Source organism: Aquimixticola soesokkakensis, from assembly GCF_900172375.1.
Lineage (GTDB): Bacteria > Pseudomonadota > Alphaproteobacteria > Rhodobacterales > Rhodobacteraceae > Aquimixticola > Aquimixticola soesokkakensis.
In genome coordinates this window covers 112,907-138,882 of the sequence record NZ_FWFS01000003.1, presented here as the reverse complement: position 1 = coordinate 138,882, position 25,976 = coordinate 112,907, and the positions used below count along the sequence as shown (strand labels likewise).

Below are 25,976 nucleotides of genomic sequence, written 5' to 3'. Positions count from 1 at the left end.
CTCGATCCGATTGCAGTCATATTTACCATGAATTGGTTCGCAAATAGGAACAGAAGCGGGAAAAGGTCGTGATCATTTCCTGTCCGAAATGTGGCAGACAAAGCTTAAGAGGCCGTTTCCCGATGCAAGATTTTAGCTACCAGCCTGCGGGTTTCGTGACGCTTTTGGGGGGCGGGGAGTCAGATAGTCAAACGATTTCAATGTGTTTATCCCATGCGCCGCATCTTGTGGCAGCCGATGGCGGGGCCAATCGTGCGTTGGAACTGGGGCATATGCCCGATCTGGTCATCGGGGACTTCGACTCGATCAGCGATAACACCCGTGCCTTGATTGCGCCCGAGCGTCTTTACCCTGTTTTGGAGCAAGACAGCACCGATTTTGCCAAATGCCTGCGCCATATCCACAGCCCTCTGGTACTGGCGGCGGGCTTTACCGGCGCGCGGATTGATCACGAACTCGCGGTGTATAACGTGCTGGTGCGCCAGCCGGCGGGGCGCTGTATCGTGGTGGGGGGCGAGGACATCTGCTTTCATGCGCCGCGCCACATCAGCCTGGAGGTGGGGCAGGGGACGCGGGTGTCGCTGTTTGCGATGCAGCCGGTCTGTGGCACATCGCGCGGGTTGCGCTGGCCGATCGACGGTATCGAAATGGCGCCGATGGGGCGTTGCGGCACCTCCAACGAGGCCACAGAGGCGCGCGTCACCCTCAGCTTTGAGCGCGACGGCATGTTGATCATCCTGCCGCGCGACCAGCTTGCGCAGGTGATCGCGGTGTTACGCACGGCCCCCGCCTAGGGCAGGCCGTTCATCGCGGCCAATACTCGCGGCCAATACTCGCGGCCGGTATCTGGGCGGTATCTGGGCGGGTCAAATATCTGGGCGCGTCAAAATATAGGTCCCAGCGGCAATCATACAGGCGGCTTGCACGCCCAGCACCCAGAGCGGCACGCCCAAAAAGGCCGAGATGGCCAAGGTCACGGCCATCATGCCGATTGCCAGACGTTTTGCAGGGCGCGCGATGGCACCGCTCGCTTCCCAATTGGCGATTGCGGGGCCGATGCGGGGATGGGCCAGCAGCCGTGCACGCAGACGGGGTGAGCCTTTGGTGAAGAACCACGCCGCCAGAATGAAAAACACCGTGGCGGGCAGCAAGGGCAGGATCGCGCCCGCGACGCCAAGGCCCAGGCAGACCCAGCCCATGACAAGATGGACCAGCCGTTTCGTGCGCCCGATGGGGGCTGGTATGGGCGGGGCCTGCGTGGCTGGGGCCTGCGTGCCGGTGGTCCCGTTACCCGCGGCCCTGTTGCCCGTGATCTCGCCGCGCGTCGACGCGGGGGCAGCGGCGGGGGGGCGAGATTCGCCGGACCTGCTCTTGTGGCTCATGCCGGGGGGCTCCTGCGGGGTGGGGAAAGGACATCTTTCCCCTATTTAGCGCCCTACGCCAAACCTACCAGTACAGTTTTCGACACCTTGGGTGGTGGTTGGTTTCATTTGGTCGCCCATAGCGGGTAAAATTGATCACCAGCCCCCTTACACAACCGTTAATTCCTGTTAAGACCTTCAAGAAACGCCAAGGAGACCTGCCAACATGTCCGATACGCTTTCGCCGATTGATACAGCTAAATTTGTCGCGGCCAAACGGGCCGTCGAATTTGTTGAGGACGGGATGAAACTCGGGCTTGGCACCGGATCGACCGCCGCGTGGATGGTCAAACTTCTGGGCGAACGGATCCGCACCGAAGGCCTGCGGGTGACGGGTGTCCCGACATCGAGCCGCACGGCTGCGCTGGCGCGGCAGGTGGGGGTGAATGTCGTGTCGCTGGACGAGGCGAAATGGTTGGACCTGACCATCGACGGTGCCGATGAATTCGACCCCGATCTGAACCTGATCAAGGGCGGCGGCGGCGCTTTGCTGCAAGAAAAGATCGTCGCCACCGCCTCGGACCAGATGCTGGTGATCTCGGATATTTCCAAACAGGTCGAAACGCTGGGGGCCTTTCCCTTGCCGGTCGAGGTCATTCCCTTCGGCTGGCAAACCAGCAAGGCCTTGGTCGAGGAAGCGCTGTCATCCATGGATGTTCTGGGCGAAACCTCGACGCTGCGCATGAATGGCGATCGCGCCTTTGTCACCGACGAGGGCAACCACATCATCGACCTGCATTTGCAGCGCATCGGCAATGCCCGCCAGCTCAGCCTTGTGCTCAACCAGATCCCCGGTGTGGTCGAGAACGGGTTGTTCATCGACATTTGCGACATTGTGATCATCGGCCATGGCGATGGGCGTGTCGAAGCGCGTGACATCAATACCGGCGCTGTCGAAGAGGGCCATGTCGAGCTTGCGGAAAGCGACAATATTTTCCTCTAGGCGGGGCGCATGGCGCGCGCTGCGCAAATATCCGACAAAAAGATTTGGAAAACCCTGTGAAAACCCTGTGTCTGTGCGGCGCAGGGTTTTCCTTTGTCCTCAAAGCCCCTACATCTAACCCCGATTTAGAATTCTTCCAAAAAGGCGAGACAGATGGATTTCGACTATGATCTCTTCGTGATCGGTGGCGGTTCGGGTGGCGTGCGCGCAGCGCGGCTGACAGCAGCAGACGGCCATAAGGTCGCCATGGCCGAGGAATTTCGCATGGGCGGGACCTGTGTCATTCGCGGCTGTGTGCCCAAAAAGCTGATGGTCTTTGCCTCGGGCTACTCGGAGGCGATTGCCGAGGCGAAAGCCTATGGCTGGGACGCGTCCGTGGGCGATTTCGACTGGTCCAAATTCCAAGGCAAACTGTCGGCGGAACTGTCGCGCCTTGAGAGCATCTACACCCGCAACGCCGAAAACGCGGGTGTCGAAATCCTGCACCAGCGCGCGACCGTCAAGGACGCCCACACCGTTGTGCTGGCCGATGGCACCGAAAAATCCGCCAAACACATTCTGATCGCGGTCGGGGGCACCCCCTTTGTGCCGGACACGGTTCCCGGGCATGAACTGGCGATCACCTCGAATGAGGTTTTCGACCTCAAAACCCTGCCCAAACGCATCCTGATCGTCGGCGGCGGCTATATTGCTTGCGAATTCGCCTGCATTTTCAAAGGTCTCGGGTCAGAGGTCACGCAATATTACCGCGGCGCGCAAATCCTGCGCGGCTTTGATGACGAGGCGCGCGGCCATATTTCCGAACTGATCTCCGAACAGGGCGTCAACCTGCGCGTCGGGACCGATGTCGAGCGGATCGAACAGCGCGACGATGGCCTCTGGGTGAAAGCCTCCGACGGCTCGGAAGGCGACTTCGACGTGGTGCTCTACGCCACAGGCCGCAAACCGCACACCCAAGGCTTGGGGCTTGAGGCGGTCGGCGTCGAAATGGGCCGCTCGGGCGAGGTGGTCGTCGATGACTATTCGCAAACCAACATTCCCTCGATCTATGCGGTGGGCGATGTGACCGACCGCATCCAGTTGACACCGGTGGCCATTCGCGAAGCCGTCGCGTTCCACGAGACGGTGTTCAAGGGCAACCCGATGAAGCCCGATCACGCGCTGGTGGCTTCGGCGATTTTCACCCAACCCGAATATGGCAGCGTGGGTCTGACCGAGGAACAGGCGCGCGACCAGGAACCGATCGAGGTCTATTGCGCGGCCTTTCGCCCGATGCAAAACGCGTTTATCGAGAAAAACCACCGCGTGATGTACAAGCTGATCGTGTCCAAGGAGACCCGCAAGGTTCTGGGGTGCCATATCGTCGCACCGGGCGCGGGCGAAGTGATCCAGCTTGCCGGTGTGGCGGTGAAAATGGGTGCAACCAAGGAAGATTTCGATGCAACCGTGGCGGTTCACCCCACGATGGCCGAAGAAATCGTGCTGCTCAAGACGCCCGTGCGCGTCACCGACTAGGGCTTTGGCGGCGGGCAGGTCGTTTGGCAAACCGCGTGGAGAGGTTTTGCAACGTTCCACGCGGGAATATCACATGACTTTTGCAGGCCCAGCCTTGCAAATCCGCCCCCGAATGAACAGGTTGGGGCGATACAGATAGACAGAAGTGAAAAAGGGGATCTGACCGAATGGCCAGCAACAATGGCGGACCATGGGGGGGAGGCGGCTCAGGCCGTGACGAGGACGACAAACAGGGGAACCGGCCGCGCCCGAGCGGTCAGCCCCCGCGCGGCGGCCAACAGATGCCCGAAATCGACGATCTTGTGCGCAAGGGGCAAGAGCACCTGCGCGTTCTGATGGGCGGGCGTGGCGGTGGCACAGGTGGCCGTCCCAACGGCTCGGGTGATGGCGGCGACGGCTTTAAGGTCTCGCGTGGCATGGTCGGCCTTGGTGTCCTTGTGGCAGCGGGTGTCTGGGCGGCATCGTCCTTTTACACCGTGCGTCCCGAAGAACAGTCGGTCGAACTTTTCCTGGGCGCATTCTACAAGGTCGGCAATCCCGGTCTGAACTTTGCCCCTTGGCCGCTGGTGAGCTACGAGAAGGTCCAGGTGACGGGCGAGCGCACCGAGAATATCGGCATGAGCACCTCGAGCACCGATGACAACGGCCTGATGCTGACCACCGACGAGAACATCGTCGACATCGATTTTCAGGTTGTTTGGAACATCAACGATCCCGCCAAGTACCTGTTCAACCTCGCCGATCCCGGTCAGACGATTCAGGCGGTGTCCGAATCCGCGATGCGCGAAATCATCGCCGCTTCGGAATTGGCCCCGATCCTCAACCGCGATCGCGGCTTGATTGCCGATACGGCCATGACGCTGATCCAGAACACGCTCAACAGCTATGACAGCGGCATGAACGTGATCCGCGTCAACCTCGACAAAGCCGACCCGCCCAATGAGGTGATCGACGCCTTTCGGGATGTGCAAGCGGCCGAACAGGAACGCGACCGTTTGCAACGTCAGGCCGATGCCTATGCCAACACGGTTGTCGCCGGCGCACGCGGTTCTGCGGCGCAGATTCTGGAGGAATCCGAAGGCTACCGTGCGCGTGTGGTGAACGAAGCCCAAGGTGAGGCCTCGCGCTTTTCCGCCGTTCTGGCCGAATATCTGAACGCGCCCGAAGTGACCCGCAAGCGTCTGTATCTGGAGACGATTGAGGAAATCTACGGCAACGTGGACAAGATGATCCTCGACGACAGCGTGGGTGGTTCCGGCGTCGTTCCCTATCTGCCGCTCAACGAGCTGCGCAGCTCGTCTAACTCTGGGGGGAGCAACTGATGAAACGTCTTCCTATTTTCATCGGCGTCGTCATCGTCGCTCTCGTGGTTTTCATGTCCTCGCTGTTCATCGTGGATGAGCGCGAAAAGGCTTTGGTGCTGCAATTCGGCCAGATCAAATCGGTCAAGGAAGAACCGGGACTGGCATTCAAAATCCCGTTCATCCAAGAGGTTGTCTTTTACGACGACCGAATTCTGTCGCTCGATACGCCTGAATTCGAGGTCACGCCGTCGGATGACCGCCGCCTCGTGGTGGATGCTTTCGCGCGCTACCGTATCGCCGATGTCGTGCGCTTTCGTCAGGCCGTCGGTTCGGGGGGCATTCGCGCCGCCGAGGACCGCCTTGAGGGCTTTATCAACCCGCAGATCCGTGCCGTCCTCGGCTCCGAAGGGGTGACCTCGAACACGATTCTGTCGTCGGAACGCGCCACCTTGATGTCGCGCATCACCGAAGCGGCAAACCGTCAGGCGCAAACCTTGGGGATCGAAATCGTCGACGTGCGGTTGAAGCAAACCAACCTGCCGGATCAGAACCTGGACGCCACATTCGCGCGGATGCGCGCCGAACGCGAACGCGAAGCCGCCGATGAGCGTGCGCGCGGCGAGGAAGCGGCACAGCGTGTGCGGGCGCAGGCCGACCGGACCGTGGTCGAGCTTGAGTCCGACGCGAACCGCCAATCGGAAATCGTGCGCGGTGAAGCCGATGCCGAACGCAACCGCGTTTATGCCGATGCTTACGGCGCGGATGAGGATTTCTTTGAATTCTACCGCTCGCTCGAAGCCTATCGCACGGCGCTGAAAGGCGAAAATACCACGATGGTTCTCTCGCCTGATTCCGCGTTTTTCGATTACCTGAAATCGGATCAGGGACTGTCGGACGCCCAAAGCGGCCCCCAAAGCGGCCCCGAAAGCGGCCCTGCGACAAGCGCCACCTCGGGCGCTGCGACGGGCACGAACGGTTCGGCTGTGCCGCTGCAATAAGCGCGCAGATCACGAAACTCCTCAAAAAAGGGCCGGTCCATCGCACGACCGGCCCTTTTTCTGTGCACCGTCCTTTCAGAACGCGGGCCTGCTGATGTCGGCGGGGTTCGTGAATTTTGTGAGGAAAGCCAGATGTTTACGCTTTGGTTATGCGCAATTGTTACAAGGGCGCACAGCCACGTCACATGCAGTTGAGCGCGCGCGACTGGCCTTTGAATTGAGCCTGCGCATGGCTACCTTTACCCATATGTCATCCGCCGCGCGGCAGGCGCGACGCATCACCCGTCAGGAGGATTTAGATTTGAGAGCCCAAGCACGTCCTGTGCCCCTTTCCAGCGCAGCCCCTCACGCCACGCCCGACACCCGCGCCGCAACCCGCGCCGCGCCGCGTAACCCCGCCAGCCGTTTCATGATGGCGAGCCTTGTGGCCTTGTCGCTGGCCTTTGTTCAGACGATGCCCGCGCAGGCGCAAGACATGACGCCGGGACAGGTGGGCGTGCCGCTGAGCTTTGCCGATCTTGCGCAAAAGGTCAGCCCGGCGGTGGTCAACATCACCACCACCACGACGGTCGCCGCCTCGACCAACGAGACACCGATGCTGCCCGAAGGTTCTCCTTTCGAGGAGTTCTTCAGGGACTTCATGGAGCGAAACGGCCAAACCCCCGATTCCCGCCCCCATCGCAGTCAGGCGCTGGGCTCGGGATTTGTGATTTCGCCCGACGGCTACATCGTGACCAACAACCACGTCATCGAGGGTGCGGATGAAATCCAGATCGAGTTCTACGAGGGCTTTACGCTGGACGCCAAACTCATCGGCACCGATCCCAAAACCGATATCGCCCTGCTGAAAGTCGAGGCCGACGAACCGCTTGGCTATGTTGAATTCGGTGATTCCGATGCCAGCCGCGTGGGCGATTGGGTCATGGCGATGGGCAACCCGCTGGGGCAGGGCTTTTCTGTGTCCTCGGGCATCGTGTCGGCGCGCGGGCGTGCTCTGTCAGGGACCTACGATGATTTCATCCAGACCGATGCTGCCATCAACCGCGGTAATTCCGGCGGTCCGCTGTTCAACATGGACGCACAGGTCATCGGCGTGAACACGGCCATTCTGTCGCCCAATGGCGGCTCGATCGGTATCGGGTTTTCGATGGCCTCCAATGTCGTGACCCGCGTGGTGGACCAGCTCAAAGAATACGGCGAAACCCGCCGCGGTTGGCTGGGCGTGCGCATTCAGGACGTGACGGATGATGTCGCGGATGCGATGGGTCTTGCTTCGGCCTCCGGGGCATTGGTCACCGATGTGCCCACGGGGCCCTCGCAGGATGCGGGCGTGGAGGCCGGCGATGTGATCACCGCCTTTGACGGCAAGCCGGTTTCGGACACCCGCGAACTGGTGCGCACGGTCGGGAACACCGCTGTGGGCAAGGCCGTGACGATGGTTGTCGTGCGCAATGGCACCGAGATGGACCTCACGATCACGCTGGGCCGTCGCGAAGACGCCGAAGGCGAGGCCGTGCCTGCCTCTGTGCAGCAGAATGTCGAGGAACCCTCGACCTCTGACATGCTGGGCATGGTGCTGTCGCCCATGACCGACGAGCTGCGGGCGGAATTGTCCTTGCCCGGCTCGGCCGAAGGGCTTGTCGTTGCCGATGTGGAAGAAGACTCCGAGGCCTATATGAAGGGCCTGCGCGCGGGCGATGTGATTACCGAAGCCGGTCAGCAAAAAATCGCCTCGGCCAGTGACCTTGATGCCCGTATCGCAGACGCCAAGGACGCCGGGCGCAACACGCTGTTGCTTCTGGTGCGGCGCGGCGCCGACCCGCGCTTTGTCGCGCTCAACATCGCCGAGTGATCGGCGCACCAACCCCCTTCGGGGGCACTGTCCTTCTCCAAGAGGATGGGTTCGGGAAAGGGGGGCAGTTTGCCTCCCTTTCTTTTTGTCATTTTTTCCGCTGTCCGCTCGGCGCTTTTACAAATTTGGCGCTTTTACAAGTCGCGCTCGACCGCCAGAAGGCCCAATTTGCGCGCCACCGCCAGCGACAGTACCGCGCTGTCCAAGCCCTGACCCTTTTGAAACACCCGCACCGCCCGCCGCGTCGAGGCATCCATCTCGCCACTGATCGGGCCACCATAGATGCCGCGCACCGAAAGGGCGCGCTGGAGTGTTGCGGTAAATTCGGGGGTAAACACCTCGGCGCAGGGGGTTTCGAACCACTGCACGGTCCGTTCGCGCACGATTTCCTGACGGGTTTCGGTGCGATAGCTTGCGCCGCTGGTCAGCGCCCCACTGGCATCGCGCTGCTCGGGGCTGTCAAGCACATGCACAGTGACCGTTTCGATCACCGCAGGGGTTTCATTTTTGCCAAAACAGGCATCGGGATCGGCATCTGCGGGGACCTGACCACGCAGATCGGATGCACGGTAGACCGTCACTTCCGGCTCGATGATCCCACCGCTCGGCGCGCAGCCGGCAAGGCCGAGCGACAAAAGAGGGGCAAATAGGGCGCGGGTGTGAAACATAAAATCCCGATGGTTGCTGCGCGACATCCGGCGCTGGGGCCGATGCTGCCTTGTTACCCACAAAATTGCGATGTGCAAAGCGTGCTGCGCGTGCGGCTTGGCTGGAAACTCCACCGAAGTTCGCCTACATCTGGAACAACCCGATTTGCCCCAGTTTGCGAGGACCCCATGGCCAAGATCACCTACATCGAATTCAACGGCACCGAACATGTCATCGACGTGCCCAACGGGCGCACGGTGATGGAGGGCGCGCGTGACAACGGTGTGCCCGGGATCGACGCCGATTGCGGGGGCGCTTGTGCCTGTTCGACCTGTCACGTTTACGTCGCCGCCGATTGGGTTGAAAAACTGCCTGCCAAAGACCCGATGGAAGAGGATATGCTTGATTTCGCCTATCAGCCCGATGCGGTGCGCTCGCGGCTGACATGCCAGATTAAAGTGTCCGATGCGATCGACGGCTTGGTCGTGAACCTGCCCGAGAAACAAATCTGATGCGCCGCGCGCAAGCCGGGCTTGTCGCCGCGTGTTGCGCGCTGGCAGCACCGGCCTGCGCGGAGGGCATCACCGCAGCCCGCTACGTCGAACCAACGACCGCCTACGGCCACGGCGCGCTCAAGGGCGGCGAATACGCCGCCCTGTCCCTGAGTATCGACGGGCGCACCCATTTCATCCGCTACGCAACGGCGGTGTTCGAAGACACCGCGCCCCGTCTGGTGGATCTGGACGGGGACGGGCGGCTTGAGGCGGTCAGCGTGGTGTCGACCGCCGCGCAGGGCGCTCGCATTCAAATCTTTGCCGAGGTGGATGGTGCCCCCGCGCCGGTTCTGGCCTCAAGCGCCGCAGGGCAGGGCTATCGCTGGTTTGCCATCGCGGCCATTGCCGATCTGGACGGGGACGGGCGCATGGAAATTGCCTATGTCGACCGCCCGCATCTGGCCAAAACCCTGCGCATCGCCGAAGTCTCGCGCACTGGCGAGCTGTGGCGCCTGACAGCCGAAGCCGAGATTGCGGGGCTAACCAACCACCACCTGAAATCCGCACTGATCGAGGGGGGCTTGCGGGCCTGCGAGGGCGCGATGCCCGCTGTGGTGCTTGCCGATGACACCTGGGCGCGCCGCATCACCGTCGCGTGGGATGGCAGCGCCTACACGGCGCAAGACGCAGGCGAATATGCGGGCGCACAGAGCCTTGCCCAACTGCAAAGCTGCGATTAAGCCTACGAAATATTGACGAGCGGACCGGAGAAACGCCCCATGACCACCCTTCCCAACGGCCATGTGCTGACCGTGACCTGCGCCTCGAAACGCGGCATCGTCGCCGCGATTTCCGGCAAACTTGCCGAGCTGGGCTGCAACATCACCGACTCCGCACAATACGACGATCCGGCAACGGGGATGTTTTTCATGCGGGTAACCTTTATTCCCGAAACCGGCGCGGATGCTCAGGTCCTGCATGACGGGTTCGCACCCGTGGGGCACGCGTTCGACATGGCTTGGGCGATCCACGATCAAGCGCATAAGATGAAAGTCGTGCTCATGGTTTCGCGCTTCGGTCACTGCCTGAATGACCTGCTTTACCGTTGGCGAATCGGCGCGTTGCCCATCGACATCGTAGCGGTGGTGTCCAACCATATGGACTACCAGAAAACCGTTGTGAACCACGACATCCCCTTCCACTGCATCAAGGTGACCAAGCAGAACAAGCCGCAGGCCGAAGCACAAATCATGGATGTCGTGCGCGAGACAGGCGCCGAGTTGATCGTGCTGGCCCGCTATATGCAAATCCTATCCGATGAGATGTGTCAGAACATGTCGGGGCGGATCATCAACATCCACCATTCTTTCCTGCCGTCCTTCAAGGGGGCGAATCCCTATAAACAAGCTTTCGAGCGGGGGGTGAAACTGATCGGTGCCACGGCGCATTATGTAACGGCCGACTTGGACGAGGGGCCGATCATCGAACAGGATACGGTGCGCATCACCCACGCCCAAAGCCCCGAAGATTACGTATCGTTGGGGCGCGACGTTGAAGCGGCCGTGTTGTCGCGCGCGATTCACGCTCATATCCACCACCGCGTTTTTATCAACGGTAATAAAACAGTGGTCTTCCCGGCAAGCCCCGGAAGCTATGCCTCCGAGCGTATGGGCTGAGAGGGGCCAAACCAAGGGGCGCTGCCCCTCGACGCTACGCGTCTCACCCCGGGATATTTCAAGACAAAAAAAGCGGGCCCTCCACGCGCAAGACGCGAGAGGGCCTTTTTTGCCGCGGTCATCGGCGTCCCCGCCTGTACCGCTTTTTCAGCATGCCGAAACTTCGTTAACAAATCCTTTATCTGCTTTTTTGTCGCGAAATATCCCTGGGTGAATTGCGCCTTTGGCGCAAGAGGGGCAGAGCCCCTTTTTCGGCGGCAGTATAGGCGGACAGCAAAAAGGCGTGCCGTTCGAGCACGCCTTTCTTTATTCTGTTCCGGATGGCAGGGATTTCCCTGCCAGAGCATGTGCCAGCGATCAAAGAGCTTCGCTCTTGCTGTCCATAGACCTGTTTTCGCAGGTTTTGGTTAAAGCTGCGTTAACGACGATGCCTCTTTAGGGCGAGCCTCGCGTTTATAGCGCCCGCCAGCCGATATCTTTGCGGTTAAAGCCTTCGGGCCAGTCAATCTGGTCCACCATTGCGTAGGCGCGTGCCCGCGCTTGTGCAAGCGTGTCGCCACGGGCGGTGACATTGAGCACCCGTCCCCCATTGGCAACAAGGACACCATCTTTTTTTGCGGTGCCCGCATGAAACACCATATTGGCGCTGTCTTCGGGAAGGTCGGCGAGGCCTTTGATTTCAGTACCTTTGGCATAGGGTCCGGGGTAGCCCTTTGCAGCCATGACGACGGTGATGGCATGGTCATCGGCCCAATTTGCCTGGACGGTGTCCAGGCGTCCCTCGGCGCAGGCCTGCAACAGGTCGAGCGCCTGCGCGCCCAGGCGCAGCATCAGCACCTGGCATTCGGGATCGCCAAAGCGGCAGTTGTATTCGACGAGCCGTGGCTGGCCGTCTTTGATCATGAAGCCAGCATAGAGCACGCCTTGGTAGGGCATGCCGCGCCGCGCCATCTCTGCGACGGTCGGTTTCACGATCTCGTCCATGGCCTTTTGGATCACGGCGTCACTCATCACGGGGGCGGGGGAATAGGCGCCCATGCCGCCGGTATTGGGACCGGTATCACCGTCGCCCACTCGTTTGTGATCCTGTGCGGTGCCCACGGGCAGCACGTTTTCGCCGTCACACAGAATGAACCACGAGGCTTCCTCGCCTTCCATGAATTCCTCGATCACCACCTGCGCGCCGGCTGCGCCGAATTCACCGCCGAACATGTCGTCGATGGCATCCAGTGCCTCTTGCACCTCCATCGCGACGATCACGCCTTTTCCGGCGGCCAGCCCATCGGCTTTGACGACAATCGGCGCGCCTTGGGCGGTGACATAGGCCTTGGCCGCAGCGGCATCGTCAAAGCGGGCATAGCGGGCGGTCGGGGCGCCGCTGGCGTCGCAGATGTCCTTGGTAAAGCTCTTGGAGGCTTCAAGCTGCGCCGCTTGGGCCGAGGGGCCGAAGGTCAGGATATTGGCGGCGCGCAACGCATCGGCGACACCGGCGGCAAGGGGCGCTTCGGGGCCGATGATCACAAAATCAATCGCATTGTTGGCGGCGAAGTCGACCACGCGGTCCCCGTCGTTGATGTCGAACTGCGCACATTCGGCGATGGCGGCGATCCCTGCGTTGCCCGGCGCGACGATCAGCTTGTCGCATTTGGGGTTCTGCAAAACCGCCCAGGCGAGCGCATGTTCGCGACCGCCACTGCCGAGAATAAGAATGTTCATGGTTTTGCGTCCCCTGCCTTCACTTTCCGGTTGCGGGCGTTCTAAAGTCTCCGGACACGCGAGACAAGAAAGACCCGCAGCCAATGGATCTTTTCGAAGACGACACCGCCCAGACCCCCTCCAATGCGCCTGAATTTTCCGTTTCGGAACTTTCGGGGGCAGTCAAACGCACGATTGAAAGCGGGTTCTCGCATATTCGGGTGCGCGGCGAGGTCGGGCGGGTGACGCTGGCGCGCACGGGGCATCTGTATTTCGATCTCAAGGACGAGCGCGCTGTTTTGTCGGCCATCAGCTGGAAAGGGCAGGTCGCGAAGATGACCGTGCGCCCCGAAGAGGGGATGGAGGTGATCGCCACGGGGCGCATGACCACCTTTGCCGGACAGTCGCGCTACCAGATGACGGTGGAAAATGTCGAACCGGCGGGGGCGGGCGCGCTCATGGCGATGCTGGAAAAACGCAAGGCGCTTTTGGCAAGCGAGGGGCTGTTCGACCCTGCGCGCAAGCGTCCCTTGCCCTATTTGCCCGACATTATCGGCGTCGTGACCTCCCCCACGGGGGCGGTGATCCGCGACATTTTGCACCGCTTGCGCGAGCGCTTCGCGCGCAAGGTGCTTATCTGGCCTGTCGCGGTGCAGGGGCAAAATTGCGCCGCCGAAGTTGCCAATGCAATCAACGGGTTCAACGCCTTGACCCCCGGTGGCGCGCTGCCGCGTCCCGATTTGCTGATCGTGGCACGGGGGGGCGGTTCGGTCGAGGATCTCTGGGGGTTCAACGAGGAAATCGTTGCGCGCGCCGCTGCGGCCTCTCGCATCCCGCTGATCTCGGCGGTGGGGCATGAAACCGACACGACATTGATTGATTTTGTGTCGGACAGACGTGCGCCGACACCGACCGCAGCGGCGGAAATCGCCGTGCCGGTGCGTTTGGAACTGGCGACTTGGGTGTCCGATCAAGAGACGCGGATGGCGCGCAGCGTGACGCAGGCCCAAGAGCGGCGCGCGCAGCGTCTGCGCGATTTGGCCAGAAGTCTGGCGCGCCCCGAACGCGCCCTTGAAGCCCCCCAACAACGCTTTGATCGCGCGTCGGAGCGCTTGGACGTGGCGCTGCAAGGGTTGGTTGCGAAACGCTCGGTCGAGCTGGCGCGCACGGCTGCGGCGTTGCGACCGGCGGTGTTGCAGGCGCGCATCGCCGCCGCGCAGGAGCGGGCGATGGGTCTTTCGGCGCGGCTTGCACCGGCTTTGGCGCGCGGCACCAACGATCATCACAAAGCCTTTGCGCGGGTCGCCCAGCGTTTGGACGGCGACATGGTTTCGCAGATTGCCCTGCGCAAATCCGAGGCGCTTGCGACCACCACGCAGCGTTTTTCCCGCGTCACACAGGGGCAGATCAGCGACTGGCGCGCGCGTCTGGACGCCTTGGAGCGGATGCGCCAGACCCTGGGCTACACCGCAACGCTGACACGCGGCTATGCGGTGGTTCGCGGCGCGCAGGGGCTTGTGACGTCGGCGCAGGACGCGGCCGCGATTGTCTCGGTGGAATTTTCTGACGGTCTGGTGGCCGTCGGGCCCGGGGCGGCGCCGGCGGCATCTGCGCAGCCAGAGTCGACGCAGGGCGCTTCCGTCGCACAGGCGGGCCCAAAGAAGGCCAAGCGAAAAGCGCAGAAGAAATCGGATGCGCCGCCCGATCAGGGCAGCCTGTTTTAGGGTTACACCCCAAGCCCCTCAGGCACGCAGGCCAGCGGTTCGTCCGAGCGGTAGGCCTCGTATAATTCCGTGCCGCTTTCGCCTTCAAAAACGGCGCGCAATTTGCCGCCTTCGTTAAAGAATTGCCAGCATTGCGGGCCCTCGCCATCGTCATATTCAAAGCAGATCGAGGGACCGGATTGATACCAGTAGCCCTCCATGCAGGTGTCCTCGTCAAAGGCCCAGCGCACACGGTTGTCGGGCAGATACTGTTCTGCGCCATAGGCAATGCCATGATCGGAATAGGTCAGGGTCTTGCCCTTGGCATAGGCCTCGAATTCTTCGGCTGTCAGAGGGGTTGAGGCAATCTGGCGCGCGGTATTTGCGGCCGGCGCGTTGTGCTCTGGGGCCGATTGCGCCCCCGACACTTGCGGGGAAACAGTCGCAAGGCCGAGAGCGATCAAAGCGACGGTGCGGCGCAATGCCGATCCGGGGAAAACGCTGGCTGTCATGCTAAAATCTATAGGCCTTCATGTTATGGAAACCAATACCCTTCGCGGGGCATGGTAAACGGCGGGACTTTCGCGGGCGGTCTTGAAATTATATATCTTTCTCAGGTGCTTGTGGGATTTCGCGGCGCTGCTTTCGCGCGATCGGGGTGGTTTTGCGTGCCGTTGATCACTGCAAGAACGTGCTTGCGCATCTTGCGTTTCCACAGCGGGGGCACCAGCGCAATCGTTGCCATGATGGGCAAGGAATGGGGCAGAAGCGGCGCCCCTGTATCGAGTTTGAGAGCGGGGTAGGGGCGCATGGGATGGGCGTGATGGTCGGAATGGCGCGGCGCGTTCAGCATCAGCAAGGCAGAAAACCACTGTGGCGCGTTCCATGAATGTTGCACATCGACAGGCGCGTAGCGGCCATCGGGGCCTTTCGGGCGGCGCAACCCGTAGTGTTGCACATAGTCCGAGAGCAGCAATTGCATGGTCGCAAAACTCGACAGGGCGACATAGGCCACAAGTCCACGCGGCCCTGCGATCGCAAAAGCGAGGCCAAGGCACATCAGTGCCCCAAGAGTGTAGACCGCGTAAGGATGCAGTTTCTTGTGCCACCAAGCTCCGCCGCGCGTTCTGGCCCGCAAATCGTTTTCGATCTTCAATCCGGCGCGAAACGACCCCAGCCATGCGCGCAGGGCAAAGCGGTAAAACCCTTCGCCCGAACGCGCGGAATTCGGGTCTTCGTCTGTGGCGACAAAGCGGTGGTGGACTTTGGGATGGGCGGAGGCATGATGACCAAACAACAGCGAAATATAGACCCAGGTGCCCAGATTCCGCAGCCCGCGCGTCGTCCTGTGGATCAACTCATGGGCATTGGAATTGCTGACCTGCCCAAAGAACAAGCCGCTGGCCAAAAAGATCACGACCTGTTCCCACAGCGCAAAGCGGTTTGCCCCCAAGGCCAGAACCGCGAGTGCAAGCAGGATGAAATGCGCCAGCGCCAGCACCACCGACAAGCGATCCCCCGCACGCAGGGTGGCGGGGGATTGGCTGGGCAAAAGGACAAGACCGACCAGCGCGTCAAGCGAGGCGGTGAGCGCGGTCATGTAGCCCAATGCGGCCAGAGCCCACAGCCCGCCAAAAAGATCCGCAAGCCCGAGCAGCGCCACGGGAACCACCGTGGCGATTGCAAAGAGGCGTATCTGCGGCTTGGGCAGGAGATAGGCTTTGAGGGTCGAACCGAGGCGGGCGGGAGGCCGGGACAGGGGGGGCTGCATGGCAAAAACGATAGCGCAGCCCTGCGCGGCTGTCACATCAAAACGCGCCGCGCGCCAGTGAGTGTCCGGTGCGCCACCAGTAGGCCGCCAGTGAGCGGCCAGTGAGCGGCCAGTCAGCGATCATGCCGCCTGGCGCGGCGACGATCCCGCTTTGCACGGGCAGGGGGCGATGCTCGGTTTGGGGGGCGGTTTGGGGGGGATTTGGGCGTCTGACAACGGTAAAACCCTTTCAACTGCGCCCGTTTCACACTAAGTAGCGGCGAAACGGAGGCCCCAATGGCATTGTTCTCAAAACTCAAGGACCGGCTGTTCAAGTCGTCGTCGCGCCTCGATGAGGGGCTTGCGGCGATTGTGGCCGATGGCGGTACATCCGACCGGACCGCTGGCGAGGCAGGCGATTCGCCCGCCGCTGCGGCCCCGCAGAGCCCGCCCGATCCGTTCCCGCTTCCAAGTGACCCCGCGCCCGCGCCGACGCCCCAGGAGGTGCCGGCACCTGATGCGGACCCCGCAGCCGCCACCGCGCCGCTGGAAATTCCGATCGAAACGCCGCCCTCAGCGCCTGCGCGCGCCCCCTCTACGGGACAGTCGGGCGGGCTTGTCGGGCGGTTGTTTGGCGCAAAATCCGGTGCGGTGGTGCGGCGCGAGCTTGACGACGAGATGCTTGAACAGCTCGAAGAGCTGCTGATTTCGGCCGATATGGGCGTGGATACCGCGCTGCGCGTCACCGCCGCCATGGCCGAGGGCCGTCTGGGCAAAAAGCTGTCGGTCGATGAAATCAAGGCGCTGATGGCGCGCGAAGTGACCCGAATCATGGAACCTGTGGCCAAACCGATGCCGCTCTATGCCAAAACCCCGCAGGTGGTTCTGGTGGTCGGGGTGAACGGTTCGGGCAAAACGACCACGATTGGCAAGCTGGCATTGCAATTCAAGGCGGCGGGCAAATCTGTCGTCATCGCGGCAGGCGACACGTTTCGCGCCGCCGCCGTCGAGCAGCTTCAGGTCTGGGGCGCGCGTGCGGGCGTGCCAGTGCTGACCGCACCGGAAGGCTCCGATCCCGCCTCGTTGGCGTTTGATGCGATGACCAAGGCCGAAGCCGAGGGCGCCGATTTGTTGCTCATCGACACGGCCGGTCGGTTGCAAAACCGCGCGGACCTGATGGAAGAACTGGCGAAAATCATCCGCGTGATCCGCAAAAAAGACCCCTCCGCCCCGCATAATACGCTGTTGGTGCTGGATGCGACCACGGGCCAGAACGCGCTGTTGCAGGTCGAAACCTTCCGCAAAATGGCGGATGTCAGCGGGCTTGTGATGACCAAACTCGACGGCACCGCCAAGGGCGGCGTGCTGGTGGCGCTGGCGGATAAATTCGGCCTGCCGATCCATGCCATCGGCGTGGGCGAGCAGATCGACGATCTTGATGCTTTCGATCCGGCGGATTTTGCGGCGGCGTTGACCGGCGGCACGGCCACGACAGGCGGGGCCTGAGATGTTGGAACTGCGCAGCGTCTGGTTCGGACCCGAAGGGGCCGGCTGGCTCGATCGTGATGACGATCACCGCTATGACACGCTCACCGATTTGCGCGACGATCACCCATTGGGGCCGATGCAGCAGGAGGGGCTGGACGCGCGGATGCTCTTTGCCGAGATCGTCCTGCTTGATGCGGGCGCGCCGGTGGGCACGGCCATGCTGGTGGTTGACCCCGACGCCCATGTGGCGGATTTTTTCGACGAGATGCCGTCGGATCATGAGGCTTATCTTGCCAGCGACTATCCCGTCAGCGTTGCCCCCGCGCGGATCGTGAATTTCGGGCTCAAGCCGGACTATCGCACAGAGTTCGTGATTACCTCGCTTGAGGATGCGCTGGTCGAGCTCGGGAATCTCGATCCCGGTTTTGAAGAGGTCGCAGGGCACAACGGGCGGCGCATCCCGATCCCCGATGCCTACCAGCAGGCCGCCTGCGCGCTGCGCCCCCTGTTTGCCAACTAAACGGCGGCAGGTTCCATGACACAGTGGCTCACATCGCTTGAAGGCACCGAAGCGGGGCACCAGCTTGCGCTGATCCTCGCGCTGTCGGCTGCCGTTCTGCATGCTTTTTTCGGCGCGCTGCAAAAGGGGCGCTACGACCCGTGGTTGTCGCGCGGGGCGATGGATTTTTTCTATGGCATCATGGCCGCGCCTTTTGCGCTCTTCGTCGTGCCGTGGCCCGAACCGCATATGTGGGTGATCTTTGCGGGGATGTTTCTCATCCACCTGCTCTATAAAATCGCCCAAGGCTATACCTACACGATGGGGGCCTACACGGTGGTCTATCCGGTCGTGCGCGGCACGGGGCCGCTGTTCACGGTGATCGGGGCGGGCATCGTCTTTGGCGAGCATTTCACCCTGGTGCAATGGGCGGGGGTGGTCACGCTTTTGGCGGGAATTTTCGGACTGGCCGTCTATAATCTGCGCACGATCACCCTGGGGCGCGAAACGATGGTGGCGGCGCTGGGCCTTGCCGTGGTGACAGGCGGGTTTGTTGCGCTCTACACCACCTATGACGCCTATGGCATCCGCGCGACGGCCGACCCGTTTACCTTTCTGGCGTGGTTTTTCTTCCTCGACGGGATTGTCATGCCGATCTTTGCGACCCGCCGGTATCTCAATATGCCCCAGCGCCCGCCGCTGAAACCGCTTTTGCTCAAGGGGGTGATCGGCGGGCTGGTGGCCTATGGGTCCTTCGGGTCCGTGATGCTGGCCACGCGGCTCGACAAGGTCGGCGAAGCGGCGGTGTTGCGTGAAACCTCCACCGTCTTTGCCGCGCTGATCGGCTGGCTGGTGCTCAAGGAAAAAGTCGGGCCGCGCAGATTGGCGCTGATGGCCCTGATCGCGCTGGGCGCGGTGATCGTGGAAATGGGAAGCTAGGACAGAGTTATGGACAAGAAACCTGCGCAAAAACACGTCTCGCCCGGAGTGAAAACGGCGCTTGAACTGGGGCCGATCCTGCTGTTCTTTGTCGCCTATATCGCGCTGAAGGACAAAACCTTCAGCTTCGCCGGACAGGAGTATAGCGGCTTCATCGTTGCGACTGCCGCCTTTATCCCCTTGATTGCATTGTCGTCTTTCGCGCTGTGGCGTCTGAGCGGAAAACTTTCCGCGATGCAGATCATGACGCTGGTGCTGGTCACGGTGTTTGGCGGGCTGTCGGTCTATCTCAACGATGACCGGTTTTTTAAAATGAAGCCGACGATCATCTACCTGTTCTTTGCCATCCTTCTGGGGGTGGGCGTCTTGCGCAAAGAGAGCTGGTTGAAATCGGTGATGGGGGAAATGGTGCCGCTGACGCCTGCGGGCTGGCACATTTTGACGCTGCGCTTCATCGCCTTGTTTGTGGGGCTTGCTGTTGCCAACGAAATCGTCTGGCGCACCATGGACACGGACACTTGGGTCAAATTCAAGACCTTCGGCCTGCCCATCGTGATGTTTGCCTTCATCATGGCGCAAAGCCGGCTGTTTGCGCGCCATGCTGATGAAACGGTGGCGGACAAGCCCGACTAGGCTGCCCGCCGAAGGCGTTTGTTTGAGGCCGAAGGCGTTTATTTGAGGCCGAAAAGTTTCTTTTGGCTTTCGGGGTCGGTGGGGGCGGCATCGCGTGCGGCCGTGCCCACCGCCATACCGGCGGCTGTAAGAGGGCGCGCGCCGATCAGCTGCATCCAGGCGTTGATATTGGGTTTGTCGTCGAATTTCTGACCACGCTCTTCGCTGCCCACCACCCAAGGGTAAATCGCCATATCCGCGATGGAATAGAAATCGCCCGCTACGAAATCCTTGCCCTCAAGCTGGCGTTCCAGCACACCCAAAAGCCGCTGCGTTTCGAGGCGGTAGCGATCTTGCGCATAGGGCAGCACCTGCGGCGGCTCCATGGCCGGGGCATATTTCAGGAAATGGTTGGCCTGTCCGGCCATCGGGCCAAGCCCCCCCATTTGCCACATCAGCCATTGATCGACCATCACGCGGTCGCGCTGGGTGGGGCCGCAGAACAGTCCGGTCTTGCGCGCCAGATATTGCAGGATCGCGCCGGATTCAAACACCGAAATCGGCGCGCCATCGGGGCCATCGGGGTCCAGAATCGCCGGAATACGGTTGTTGGGCGCGATCTCCAGAAAGGCGGGGTCGAATTGCTCGCCTTTGCCGATGTTGACGAAATGCGCGGTGTAGGGAAGGCCCATTTCTTCCAGCGCGATGGCGACTTTCTTGCCGTTGGGCGTGGCCCATGTGTGCAACTCGATGGGGGCGGTCATTGGGACTCTCCTGACAATTGATCGTCGTCAGGATGTCGCTTTTCGCCCGAATGGCAAGGGCAGCCGTGCAGGCCATGGGCCGATCAGGCGCGACCAGCGTGGCGTTGCCTCCTGGGGCAGCAATTCGCGCAGCAGTCCCAGCGGCAGACGCTCGGGCGTGCGGATCAGAGCAGTGTAGACCGAAAACATGCCGCCGCGCAGATAGGCCGACCAGTGGCAGATGCGCCGCTCGGGGCCGGCAACGGTAAATCCCAAATACCCGAGCGCCGCCAGCGTTGCGGGGGCGTCGATCTGGATGTCCAGCCAGCGCGGGAGGGGCGGCGGCGCGCTTGCGCCCCGTCCGGTGCCCAGCCCGGCACCAAGGGCGCGATCCCCGCGCACCGGCGCGCGCACCAGCTTTTCCAGCATCACATCAAAAAGATCGTTTTCGCGGCTCGTGATGTTGAAAACCTCGACAGAGGTGCCCGCAGGGCTGTCCATCGCCGCTTGGGCGGTGGAGCGAAATTCGGCGGCCGCCAGCAAAATGATCCGCGCAACGGTTCCGCGCCGCACGAGGGGCAATGCGCCCAAGGCGACCCGCGCGCCCAGCGAATGCCCCACCACATGCACGGGGCGGTCGATCTGGGCGATGAGGCGGGCAAGGGCGCGACTGACCTGTGGCGCGCGCTTCCACGCCTGCCAGATCGTGCCGCGCGCGTCCCAGCCCAGGGCGATACACAGGCCTTCCTCGGCGCGCCCGCGCCCGAACCCCAACGCGCGCGGCCAGCTCATGGCTTTCCAGCAATCAGGGCGCGGATCGAGAGACAGAATATGCAAATGGGGCGAGGTTTCGGGGGCGTGGGGCGAAAATTTGAAGCCGTGGATGCAGATAACGACAGGCGCGCCCTTGGGCAGGGCTGCCAAAGCATGGGCCAGAACCGAAGGGTCAATCCGCGCATGGGCGCCGCTTACGTTGACTTCCAGCAGGGGCATCCGGTGCATCCTCTACATCTTGTGGGTTCATCCTGCCTCAAGCCTATGACGCGGGTGTGAAATGCCCGCTACAGCACCGTGACGGTGGCCCGCCGAACAGGCGCAACGCCCGCTTTCGTTGACAGGGGCAGGGCAGGGCGCTACGACCTGTCCGCGTGGCGATTTGCACCTTGCTTGCGGGCCACGTTAAACATGCCGCTAAACAGGTCGAGGACGCCCCCACACCGCCCCCGACTCTTTGCACAGAGGTGGGGGTTTTTCTTTGGGCGAAAGGAGACATCATGTCTGACACTTGGAAAACACGCACGAAACTGGTTCACCAAGGCGCGCGGCGCTCGCAATATGGCGAGGTCTCCGAGGCGCTGTTCCTGACCCAGGGCTTTGTTTACGACAGTGCCGAAGCGGCCGAAGCGCGGTTCCTGAAAACCGGCGAGGATGAATTCATCTACGCCCGTTACGGCAACCCCACCTCGCGTATGTTCGAGGATCGCATGGCCGCGATCGAGGGCTGCGAGGACGCGTTTGCAACCGCCTCGGGCATGGCGGCGGTCAATGGGGCGCTGATGTCCATCGTCAAAGCGGGCGATCACGTGGTCTCGTCACGCGCACTGTTCGGATCGTGCCTCTATATTCTGGAATCGGTTCTGGCGCGCTTTGGCGTGGAAATCACCCTGGTCGATGGCACCGATCTGGAGCAGTGGAAAGCGGCCATTCGCCCCGACACGACGGCTGTGTTCTTTGAAAGCATTTCCAACCCCACGCTCGAAGTCATCGACATGAAAGCGGTGTGCGACTTGGCCCATGCCGTGGGTGCGCTGGTGGTCTGTGACAATGCCATGAGCACCCCGATCTTCACCCAAGCCAAAGCGGCGGGCTGTGATCTGATCGTCTATTCGACCACAAAACATGTGGACGGGCAGGGGCGGTGCCTTGGTGGCATGATCATCGGCACCCGCGAGCTGATCCGTGGGCCTGTCGAGACCTACGTCAAACACACCGGCGGCGCGATTTCGCCGTTCAACGCCTGGGTGCAGCTCAAATCGCTCGAAACGCTCGATCTGCGGGTGCGCCAGCAGGCGGGCACTGCCCTGTTTCTGGCCGATGCGCTGGAAGGTCACGCCAAACTCAACGGCGTGCGCTATCCGACGCAAAAATCCCACCCCCAATACGATCTGGCCAAACGTCAGTATGAGGCGGGCGGCACCGTGTTCACGATTGATGTGAAAGGGGGCAAGGCGGCGGCGTTCAAATTCCTCAACGCATTGGAAGTATTTACGATTTCCAACAACTTTGCCGATGCGAAATCCATCGCAACGCATCCCACGACCACCACGCACAAGAACCTGACTGAAGACAGCCGGCAGGCCGCAGGCATTACGCCGGGCATGTTGCGCATGTCTGCTGGGCTTGAGGATGCAGAGGATCTGCTTGCCGATATTTTGCAGGCCCTCGACGCGGTTTGAAAAGGCGCCCGAGAAAGTGATCCGATCGGCTTTTCGGGGCGTAGGAGTTGGTAAATGACAGGCAAACGCCTACATCCTTCACAACCCCCACTCGGGAAGGATCCTATGAACCTGCACAAAGCTGATCTGACCGCCGCGACCCCCGACCGCGCAGAGGCCGCCGATGCGCTGGCCGTGCTGCGCGCTTGGGCGTTGAAAGCGACCCCTACCGAAGTCGCGGAACTCGACCCCTCGATTGCGCGGCTGTTGCCGCAGGAGGGGCTGTCGAATTATCCCGCGCTGCGCCGTGCCTACCCCGAGGATTTCGCGGTGGATGAGGCGTATCGTGCGACCTTGCCGGATCTGCAAAACGGTCCCGAAAGCCTGATCAAGGGCGCGCACCGTCAAATCCAGCACGTGGGGATTTCCAACTTCCGCCTGCCGATCCGCTATCGCACGCGGGCGGGCGGCGATCTGGTGCTGGAAACATCGGTGACGGGCACGGTCAGCCTGGAAGCGGAGAAAAAAGGCATCAACATGAGCCGCATCATGCGCTCGTTCTACAAACATGCCGAAAACCGGTTTTCGCTGGAAACGATCGAGGCCGCGCTCGACGACTATAAATCCGATCTCGACAGCTTTGATGCCCGTATCATGATGCGCCTGTCGTTTCCCGCCAAGGTCCAGAGCCTGCGCTCGAACCTTGCGGGCTACCAATATTACAACATCGCGCTGGAACTGGTGGAACAGGCGGGGGTGCGCAAGAAAATCCTCCATCTCGATTATGTCTATTCCTCGACCTGCCCCTGTTCGCTGGAACTCTCCGAACACGCGCGCCAGACCCGCGGCCAGCTTGCCACGCCGCATTCGCAGCGTTCGGTGGCGCGGATTTCCGTTGAGGTTCCCAAGGGGCCGATCCTGTGGTTTGAAGACCTGATCGACCTGTGCCGCGCGGCGGTGCCCACCGAAACGCAAGTCATGGTCAAACGCGAGGACGAGCAGGCCTTTGCCGAACTCAACGCCGCCAATCCGATCTTTGTCGAGGACGCCGCGCGGCTTTTTGCGCAGGCGCTTGAAGCCGAGCAGCGGGTGCGCGATTTCCGTGTCGTGGCCTCACATCAGGAAAGTCTGCACAGCCATGATGCCGTTTCGGTGCTGACCGAAGGCGCAACTTTTGCCTCCCAAAGCCTTGATCCCAAACTGTTCGCGACTTTGTTTCACATCGGCTGACACGGATCGCGCAGCAAAAAGCCCCGCGGCTGCGGGGCTTTTTCATGGCGGCACGCATGAGGGTGTGATGCGACAATGCGGGCGTTATTTCCAGCAGGACATTTATTTCCAGCAGGACACCATGACCGCCATGTCGCGTCCGGTTTGCACCAAGACATCCGGGCCAAGGTCAAGGCTGCTGGTGCTGGCCGTGATCGTGACGCCCGCCCCGCTCAGAAAGGCGGTGATGCTGTCGAGGTCGCGCGCAAAGCTCACACCTTCCGGCAGGACCCGCGCGCCGTCCTCATCCGCCAAAAGCCCCACGACCGCGCCGGTATCGGCCAGCACCGGACCGCCGGCCTCGCTGGGCATGGCGTTCATCGCCAGGCGCAACACACCTGCTTCGTTGTTGAGGCCTTTGGTGTCGGCAAGCGTGCCGTAGTTCAAGGTGGCCGCGCCCAAGCGCCCCTCATAGGGGAAGCCAGCGACCATCACTTCGGATTGCAGGCGCGGCGTTGCGGCTGCAAAGCCGGCGATGCCCAAGGGGGCGGTGGCCGTGTCGGGCGTGAGCAGGGCGAAGCCGTCGCCAAGAGTGGTCAGGGTTGCGCTTGTGTCTGCGTCCAGCGTGATCTCGCGGCACTCGGCCACGGCCTGCGCCGTGGTCAGGATATGCCCCGCAGCATCCACATAGACCCCCGAACTCACCCGATCCGCACGCCGGATTTCCAGACCGGCCAGCAGGTCGATGTCCTGGGCGGCGCCAGCACCGTAAGCGTCGGGCAGCACAGCGCCCGAAATCGGCGCAAAGGAGGTTTTCATGGCCTCCATCGCCATGCGCCGGCGCTTGTCGTCGCCCGCAGGCCAGACCAGAACGAAGCCCTTCACGGTGCCATTCACGAGCTTTGCGGTGGCATAGGTCACCCGCGTGCCATCCGCGCCGCTCAGGTCGAAACTACCGTTTTTCAGGCTGCGCTCGCCATCAAGGGGAACGATTTTGAGGGTTTGCAGAATTTCATACAGGCCGCCAAGCGTGGCCTGATCGCCGGTCTGGCTGATCAGCAGCACCTGCACACCCGAGCCGTCCTTTTCGACATAGCGCGCAAAAGGCGGGGCGTAGGCGTCGAATTGCACCAGACCTTTGGGCATTTCGACGGCAATGCCGGTGGTGTCGTCGCGCACAAGCTCCATGCCAAGCGCGTCCAGAACCGCTTGGTAATCGCTCAGCAATTCACCGCGCTCGCGCGTTGTCAGCACGCCGGTCTGCGTGTAGCCCTGCGCGGCTTGCCATGCGGCCATGGAGGCGCGGGTGCCCGCGCCAAAGGCCCCGTCAATGCGCCCGTCGTAAAATCCGGCCCAGGCCAGCGCGACCTGCAAGGCGTCACGCGCGGCGCGGTCCAGCGCCGCTTCCGAGCGGCGGGCCTGTGCGGGGGTCTCGTCGGGCAGCTCGACGGCGATGGCCTCCTCGACCTGCGCCTCGATGCGGGCCTCGGTGTCCGTCGCGCCCGTTGCTCCCGTCGCGCTGTTCGCCGCAAGATCGCGCGCGATGTCCTGCGTTGACGGCAGGTCGGTAGCGGGCAGGGGGGCGGTGTCCACTTGCGGCACCGTCACGCTTTGCGCGGTTTGGCCGGTTTGCGCGCCAACAGGCCAGAATTGCTGGCCGTAGCTTGCACCATCGGACACGAAAGCATCGCGCGGGATCGCCCCCGAGGCGCGCAACTGGCGCAGCAGCGCGCGGGCATCGGGTGCGTTGTAGGGGCCAAGGGCGATGCCATACCACCGCCCGCCCAAAGCAAACCCGTTCACCGCGGGCAAGCTGCGCGCATAGCCGCTGGCCGCCTGCGTGGCCTGACGCAGGGAGGGTTGCGCTTCGATCTGGATCCAGGCGCGCGCTGTGTCTTGCGCAAAGGCGCCAGAAAGGGGGGCCGAAAGCGCCGATCCCAGGACCATCAAACCAACCCCGAACCTCGAGCGCACCAATCGGGATGTCATTTCACGTTTCATTAACTCTACTGCTCCAACGTCTTTTTTCGACCGTTATCGGGTTTTTGACAG

The 25,976-nt window shown here is 62.0% G+C and carries 24 protein-coding genes and 1 riboswitch; of the genes, 16 read left to right on the top strand and 8 right to left on the bottom strand.

All coding sequences use genetic code 11. The annotated features are described in order from the left end of the window. Positions 1 to 122 precede the first annotated feature (122 nt). The gene (locus AQS8620_RS05090; protein ID WP_085835769.1) at positions 123 to 794 is read left to right on the top strand and encodes a thiamine diphosphokinase; all 672 of its coding nucleotides are present in this window, start codon (positions 123 to 125) and stop codon (positions 792 to 794) included. A 72-nt stretch (positions 795 to 866) separates the two neighbouring features. On the opposite strand, the gene AQS8620_RS05085 is transcribed toward AQS8620_RS05090, so the two are convergent. Further along, entirely contained in the window at positions 867 to 1,382 is a 516-nt protein-coding gene (locus AQS8620_RS05085; RefSeq protein WP_085835768.1) for a YbaN family protein, read from the bottom strand. Between the two features lie 205 nt (positions 1,383 to 1,587). Between AQS8620_RS05085 and rpiA the strand changes: the two genes are divergently transcribed. From rpiA to AQS8620_RS05060, 5 genes are all read left to right on the top strand, one after another. Then, positions 1,588 to 2,364: a ribose-5-phosphate isomerase RpiA gene (gene rpiA / locus AQS8620_RS05080; RefSeq protein WP_085835767.1), complete on the top strand. Its 777-nt coding sequence runs from the start codon at positions 1,588 to 1,590 to the stop codon at positions 2,362 to 2,364. A gap of 153 nt (positions 2,365 to 2,517) precedes the next feature. After that, complete coding sequence (gene gor, locus AQS8620_RS05075; protein ID WP_085835766.1) at positions 2,518 to 3,879, top strand: glutathione-disulfide reductase; 1,362 nt, start codon at positions 2,518 to 2,520, stop codon at positions 3,877 to 3,879. 167 nt (positions 3,880 to 4,046) lie between these two features. Then, entirely contained in the window at positions 4,047 to 5,201 is a 1,155-nt protein-coding gene (gene hflK, locus AQS8620_RS05070) for an FtsH protease activity modulator HflK (RefSeq protein ID WP_085835765.1), read from the top strand. Further along, positions 5,201 to 6,181: a protease modulator HflC gene (hflC, locus tag AQS8620_RS05065; RefSeq protein ID WP_085835764.1), complete on the top strand. Its 981-nt coding sequence runs from the start codon at positions 5,201 to 5,203 to the stop codon at positions 6,179 to 6,181. Before hflK ends, hflC begins: the two co-directional genes overlap by 1 nt. A gap of 409 nt (positions 6,182 to 6,590) precedes the next feature. After that, on the top strand, positions 6,591 to 8,033 hold the full coding sequence (locus AQS8620_RS05060; RefSeq protein ID WP_143267436.1) for a Do family serine endopeptidase: 1,443 nt from the start codon (positions 6,591 to 6,593) through the stop codon (positions 8,031 to 8,033). Positions 8,034 to 8,167: 134 nt separating this feature from the next. On the opposite strand, the gene AQS8620_RS05055 is transcribed toward AQS8620_RS05060, so the two are convergent. Next, complete coding sequence (locus AQS8620_RS05055; protein ID WP_143267423.1) at positions 8,168 to 8,701, bottom strand: peptidoglycan-binding domain-containing protein; 534 nt, start codon at positions 8,699 to 8,701, stop codon at positions 8,168 to 8,170. Positions 8,702 to 8,869: 168 nt separating this feature from the next. Between AQS8620_RS05055 and AQS8620_RS05050 the strand changes: the two genes are divergently transcribed. The 3 genes from AQS8620_RS05050 to purU are packed head-to-tail and all read left to right on the top strand — an operon-like array spanning position 8,870 to position 10,851. After that, a complete protein-coding gene (locus AQS8620_RS05050) occupies positions 8,870 to 9,193 on the top strand; it encodes a 2Fe-2S iron-sulfur cluster-binding protein (RefSeq protein WP_085835762.1) in 324 nt (107 codons plus the stop codon). After that, entirely contained in the window at positions 9,193 to 9,915 is a 723-nt protein-coding gene (locus AQS8620_RS05045) for an FG-GAP repeat domain-containing protein (RefSeq protein ID WP_085835761.1), read from the top strand. The genes AQS8620_RS05050 and AQS8620_RS05045 overlap by 1 nt, the downstream gene beginning before the upstream one ends. Positions 9,916 to 9,954: 39 nt before the next feature. Continuing rightward, on the top strand, positions 9,955 to 10,851 hold the full coding sequence (gene purU, locus AQS8620_RS05040; protein WP_085835760.1) for a formyltetrahydrofolate deformylase: 897 nt from the start codon (positions 9,955 to 9,957) through the stop codon (positions 10,849 to 10,851). A gap of 453 nt (positions 10,852 to 11,304) precedes the next feature. Here purU and purD read toward each other — a convergent pair whose 3' ends face one another. Next, on the bottom strand, positions 11,305 to 12,567 hold the full coding sequence (gene purD / locus AQS8620_RS05035; RefSeq protein ID WP_085835759.1) for a phosphoribosylamine--glycine ligase: 1,263 nt from the start codon (positions 12,565 to 12,567) through the stop codon (positions 11,305 to 11,307). Positions 12,568 to 12,650: 83 nt separating this feature from the next. On the opposite strand from purD, the gene xseA reads away from it, so the two are divergent. Continuing rightward, complete coding sequence (xseA, locus tag AQS8620_RS05030; RefSeq protein WP_085835758.1) at positions 12,651 to 14,270, top strand: exodeoxyribonuclease VII large subunit; 1,620 nt, start codon at positions 12,651 to 12,653, stop codon at positions 14,268 to 14,270. Between the two features lie 2 nt (positions 14,271 to 14,272). Here the strand turns inward: xseA and AQS8620_RS05025 are convergent, their stop codons facing one another. Next, complete coding sequence (locus AQS8620_RS05025) at positions 14,273 to 14,761, bottom strand: hypothetical protein (RefSeq protein ID WP_234990374.1); 489 nt, start codon at positions 14,759 to 14,761, stop codon at positions 14,273 to 14,275. A gap of 101 nt (positions 14,762 to 14,862) precedes the next feature. Next, positions 14,863 to 16,056, bottom strand: a complete 1,194-nt coding sequence (locus AQS8620_RS05020) for an alkane 1-monooxygenase (protein ID WP_306345899.1) — start codon at positions 16,054 to 16,056, stop codon at positions 14,863 to 14,865. Between the two features lie 240 nt (positions 16,057 to 16,296). Between AQS8620_RS05020 and ftsY the strand changes: the two genes are divergently transcribed. Genes ftsY through AQS8620_RS05000 form a run of 4 tightly spaced genes read left to right on the top strand, consistent with a single transcriptional unit; the run spans position 16,297 to position 19,558 of the window. Further along, complete coding sequence (gene ftsY, locus AQS8620_RS05015) at positions 16,297 to 17,505, top strand: signal recognition particle-docking protein FtsY (RefSeq protein ID WP_085835757.1); 1,209 nt, start codon at positions 16,297 to 16,299, stop codon at positions 17,503 to 17,505. Between the two features lies 1 nt (position 17,506). Further along, positions 17,507 to 18,007, top strand: a complete 501-nt coding sequence (locus AQS8620_RS05010) for a hypothetical protein (RefSeq protein WP_085835756.1) — start codon at positions 17,507 to 17,509, stop codon at positions 18,005 to 18,007. A 15-nt stretch (positions 18,008 to 18,022) separates the two neighbouring features. Continuing rightward, positions 18,023 to 18,925 (top strand): EamA family transporter, encoded by a 903-nt coding sequence (locus tag AQS8620_RS05005; RefSeq protein ID WP_085835755.1) that lies wholly within the window; start codon positions 18,023 to 18,025, stop codon positions 18,923 to 18,925. Between the two features lie 9 nt (positions 18,926 to 18,934). After that, complete coding sequence (locus tag AQS8620_RS05000) at positions 18,935 to 19,558, top strand: inner membrane-spanning protein YciB (protein WP_085835754.1); 624 nt, start codon at positions 18,935 to 18,937, stop codon at positions 19,556 to 19,558. A gap of 38 nt (positions 19,559 to 19,596) precedes the next feature. On the opposite strand, the gene AQS8620_RS04995 is transcribed toward AQS8620_RS05000, so the two are convergent. Together AQS8620_RS04995 and AQS8620_RS04990 are read right to left on the bottom strand one after the other, a co-directional pair. Then, positions 19,597 to 20,301: a glutathione S-transferase N-terminal domain-containing protein gene (locus AQS8620_RS04995; protein WP_085835753.1), complete on the bottom strand. Its 705-nt coding sequence runs from the start codon at positions 20,299 to 20,301 to the stop codon at positions 19,597 to 19,599. Positions 20,302 to 20,328: 27 nt separating this feature from the next. Then, positions 20,329 to 21,273, bottom strand: a complete 945-nt coding sequence (locus tag AQS8620_RS04990; RefSeq protein ID WP_085835752.1) for an alpha/beta hydrolase family protein — start codon at positions 21,271 to 21,273, stop codon at positions 20,329 to 20,331. Between the two features lie 145 nt (positions 21,274 to 21,418). Then, positions 21,419 to 21,496: riboswitch (SAM riboswitch) on the top strand. A 58-nt stretch (positions 21,497 to 21,554) separates the two neighbouring features. Here AQS8620_RS04990 and metZ point away from each other — a divergent pair. Both metZ and folE2 read left to right on the top strand, forming a co-directional pair. Next, a complete protein-coding gene (metZ, locus tag AQS8620_RS04985) occupies positions 21,555 to 22,736 on the top strand; it encodes an O-succinylhomoserine sulfhydrylase (protein WP_085835751.1) in 1,182 nt (393 codons plus the stop codon). A gap of 105 nt (positions 22,737 to 22,841) precedes the next feature. Next, entirely contained in the window at positions 22,842 to 23,945 is a 1,104-nt protein-coding gene (gene folE2 / locus AQS8620_RS04980) for a GTP cyclohydrolase FolE2 (protein ID WP_085835750.1), read from the top strand. A gap of 102 nt (positions 23,946 to 24,047) precedes the next feature. On the opposite strand, the gene AQS8620_RS04975 is transcribed toward folE2, so the two are convergent. Further along, entirely contained in the window at positions 24,048 to 25,913 is a 1,866-nt protein-coding gene (locus tag AQS8620_RS04975) for a serine protease (protein ID WP_159453199.1), read from the bottom strand. Positions 25,914 to 25,976: the final 63 nt, after the last annotated feature.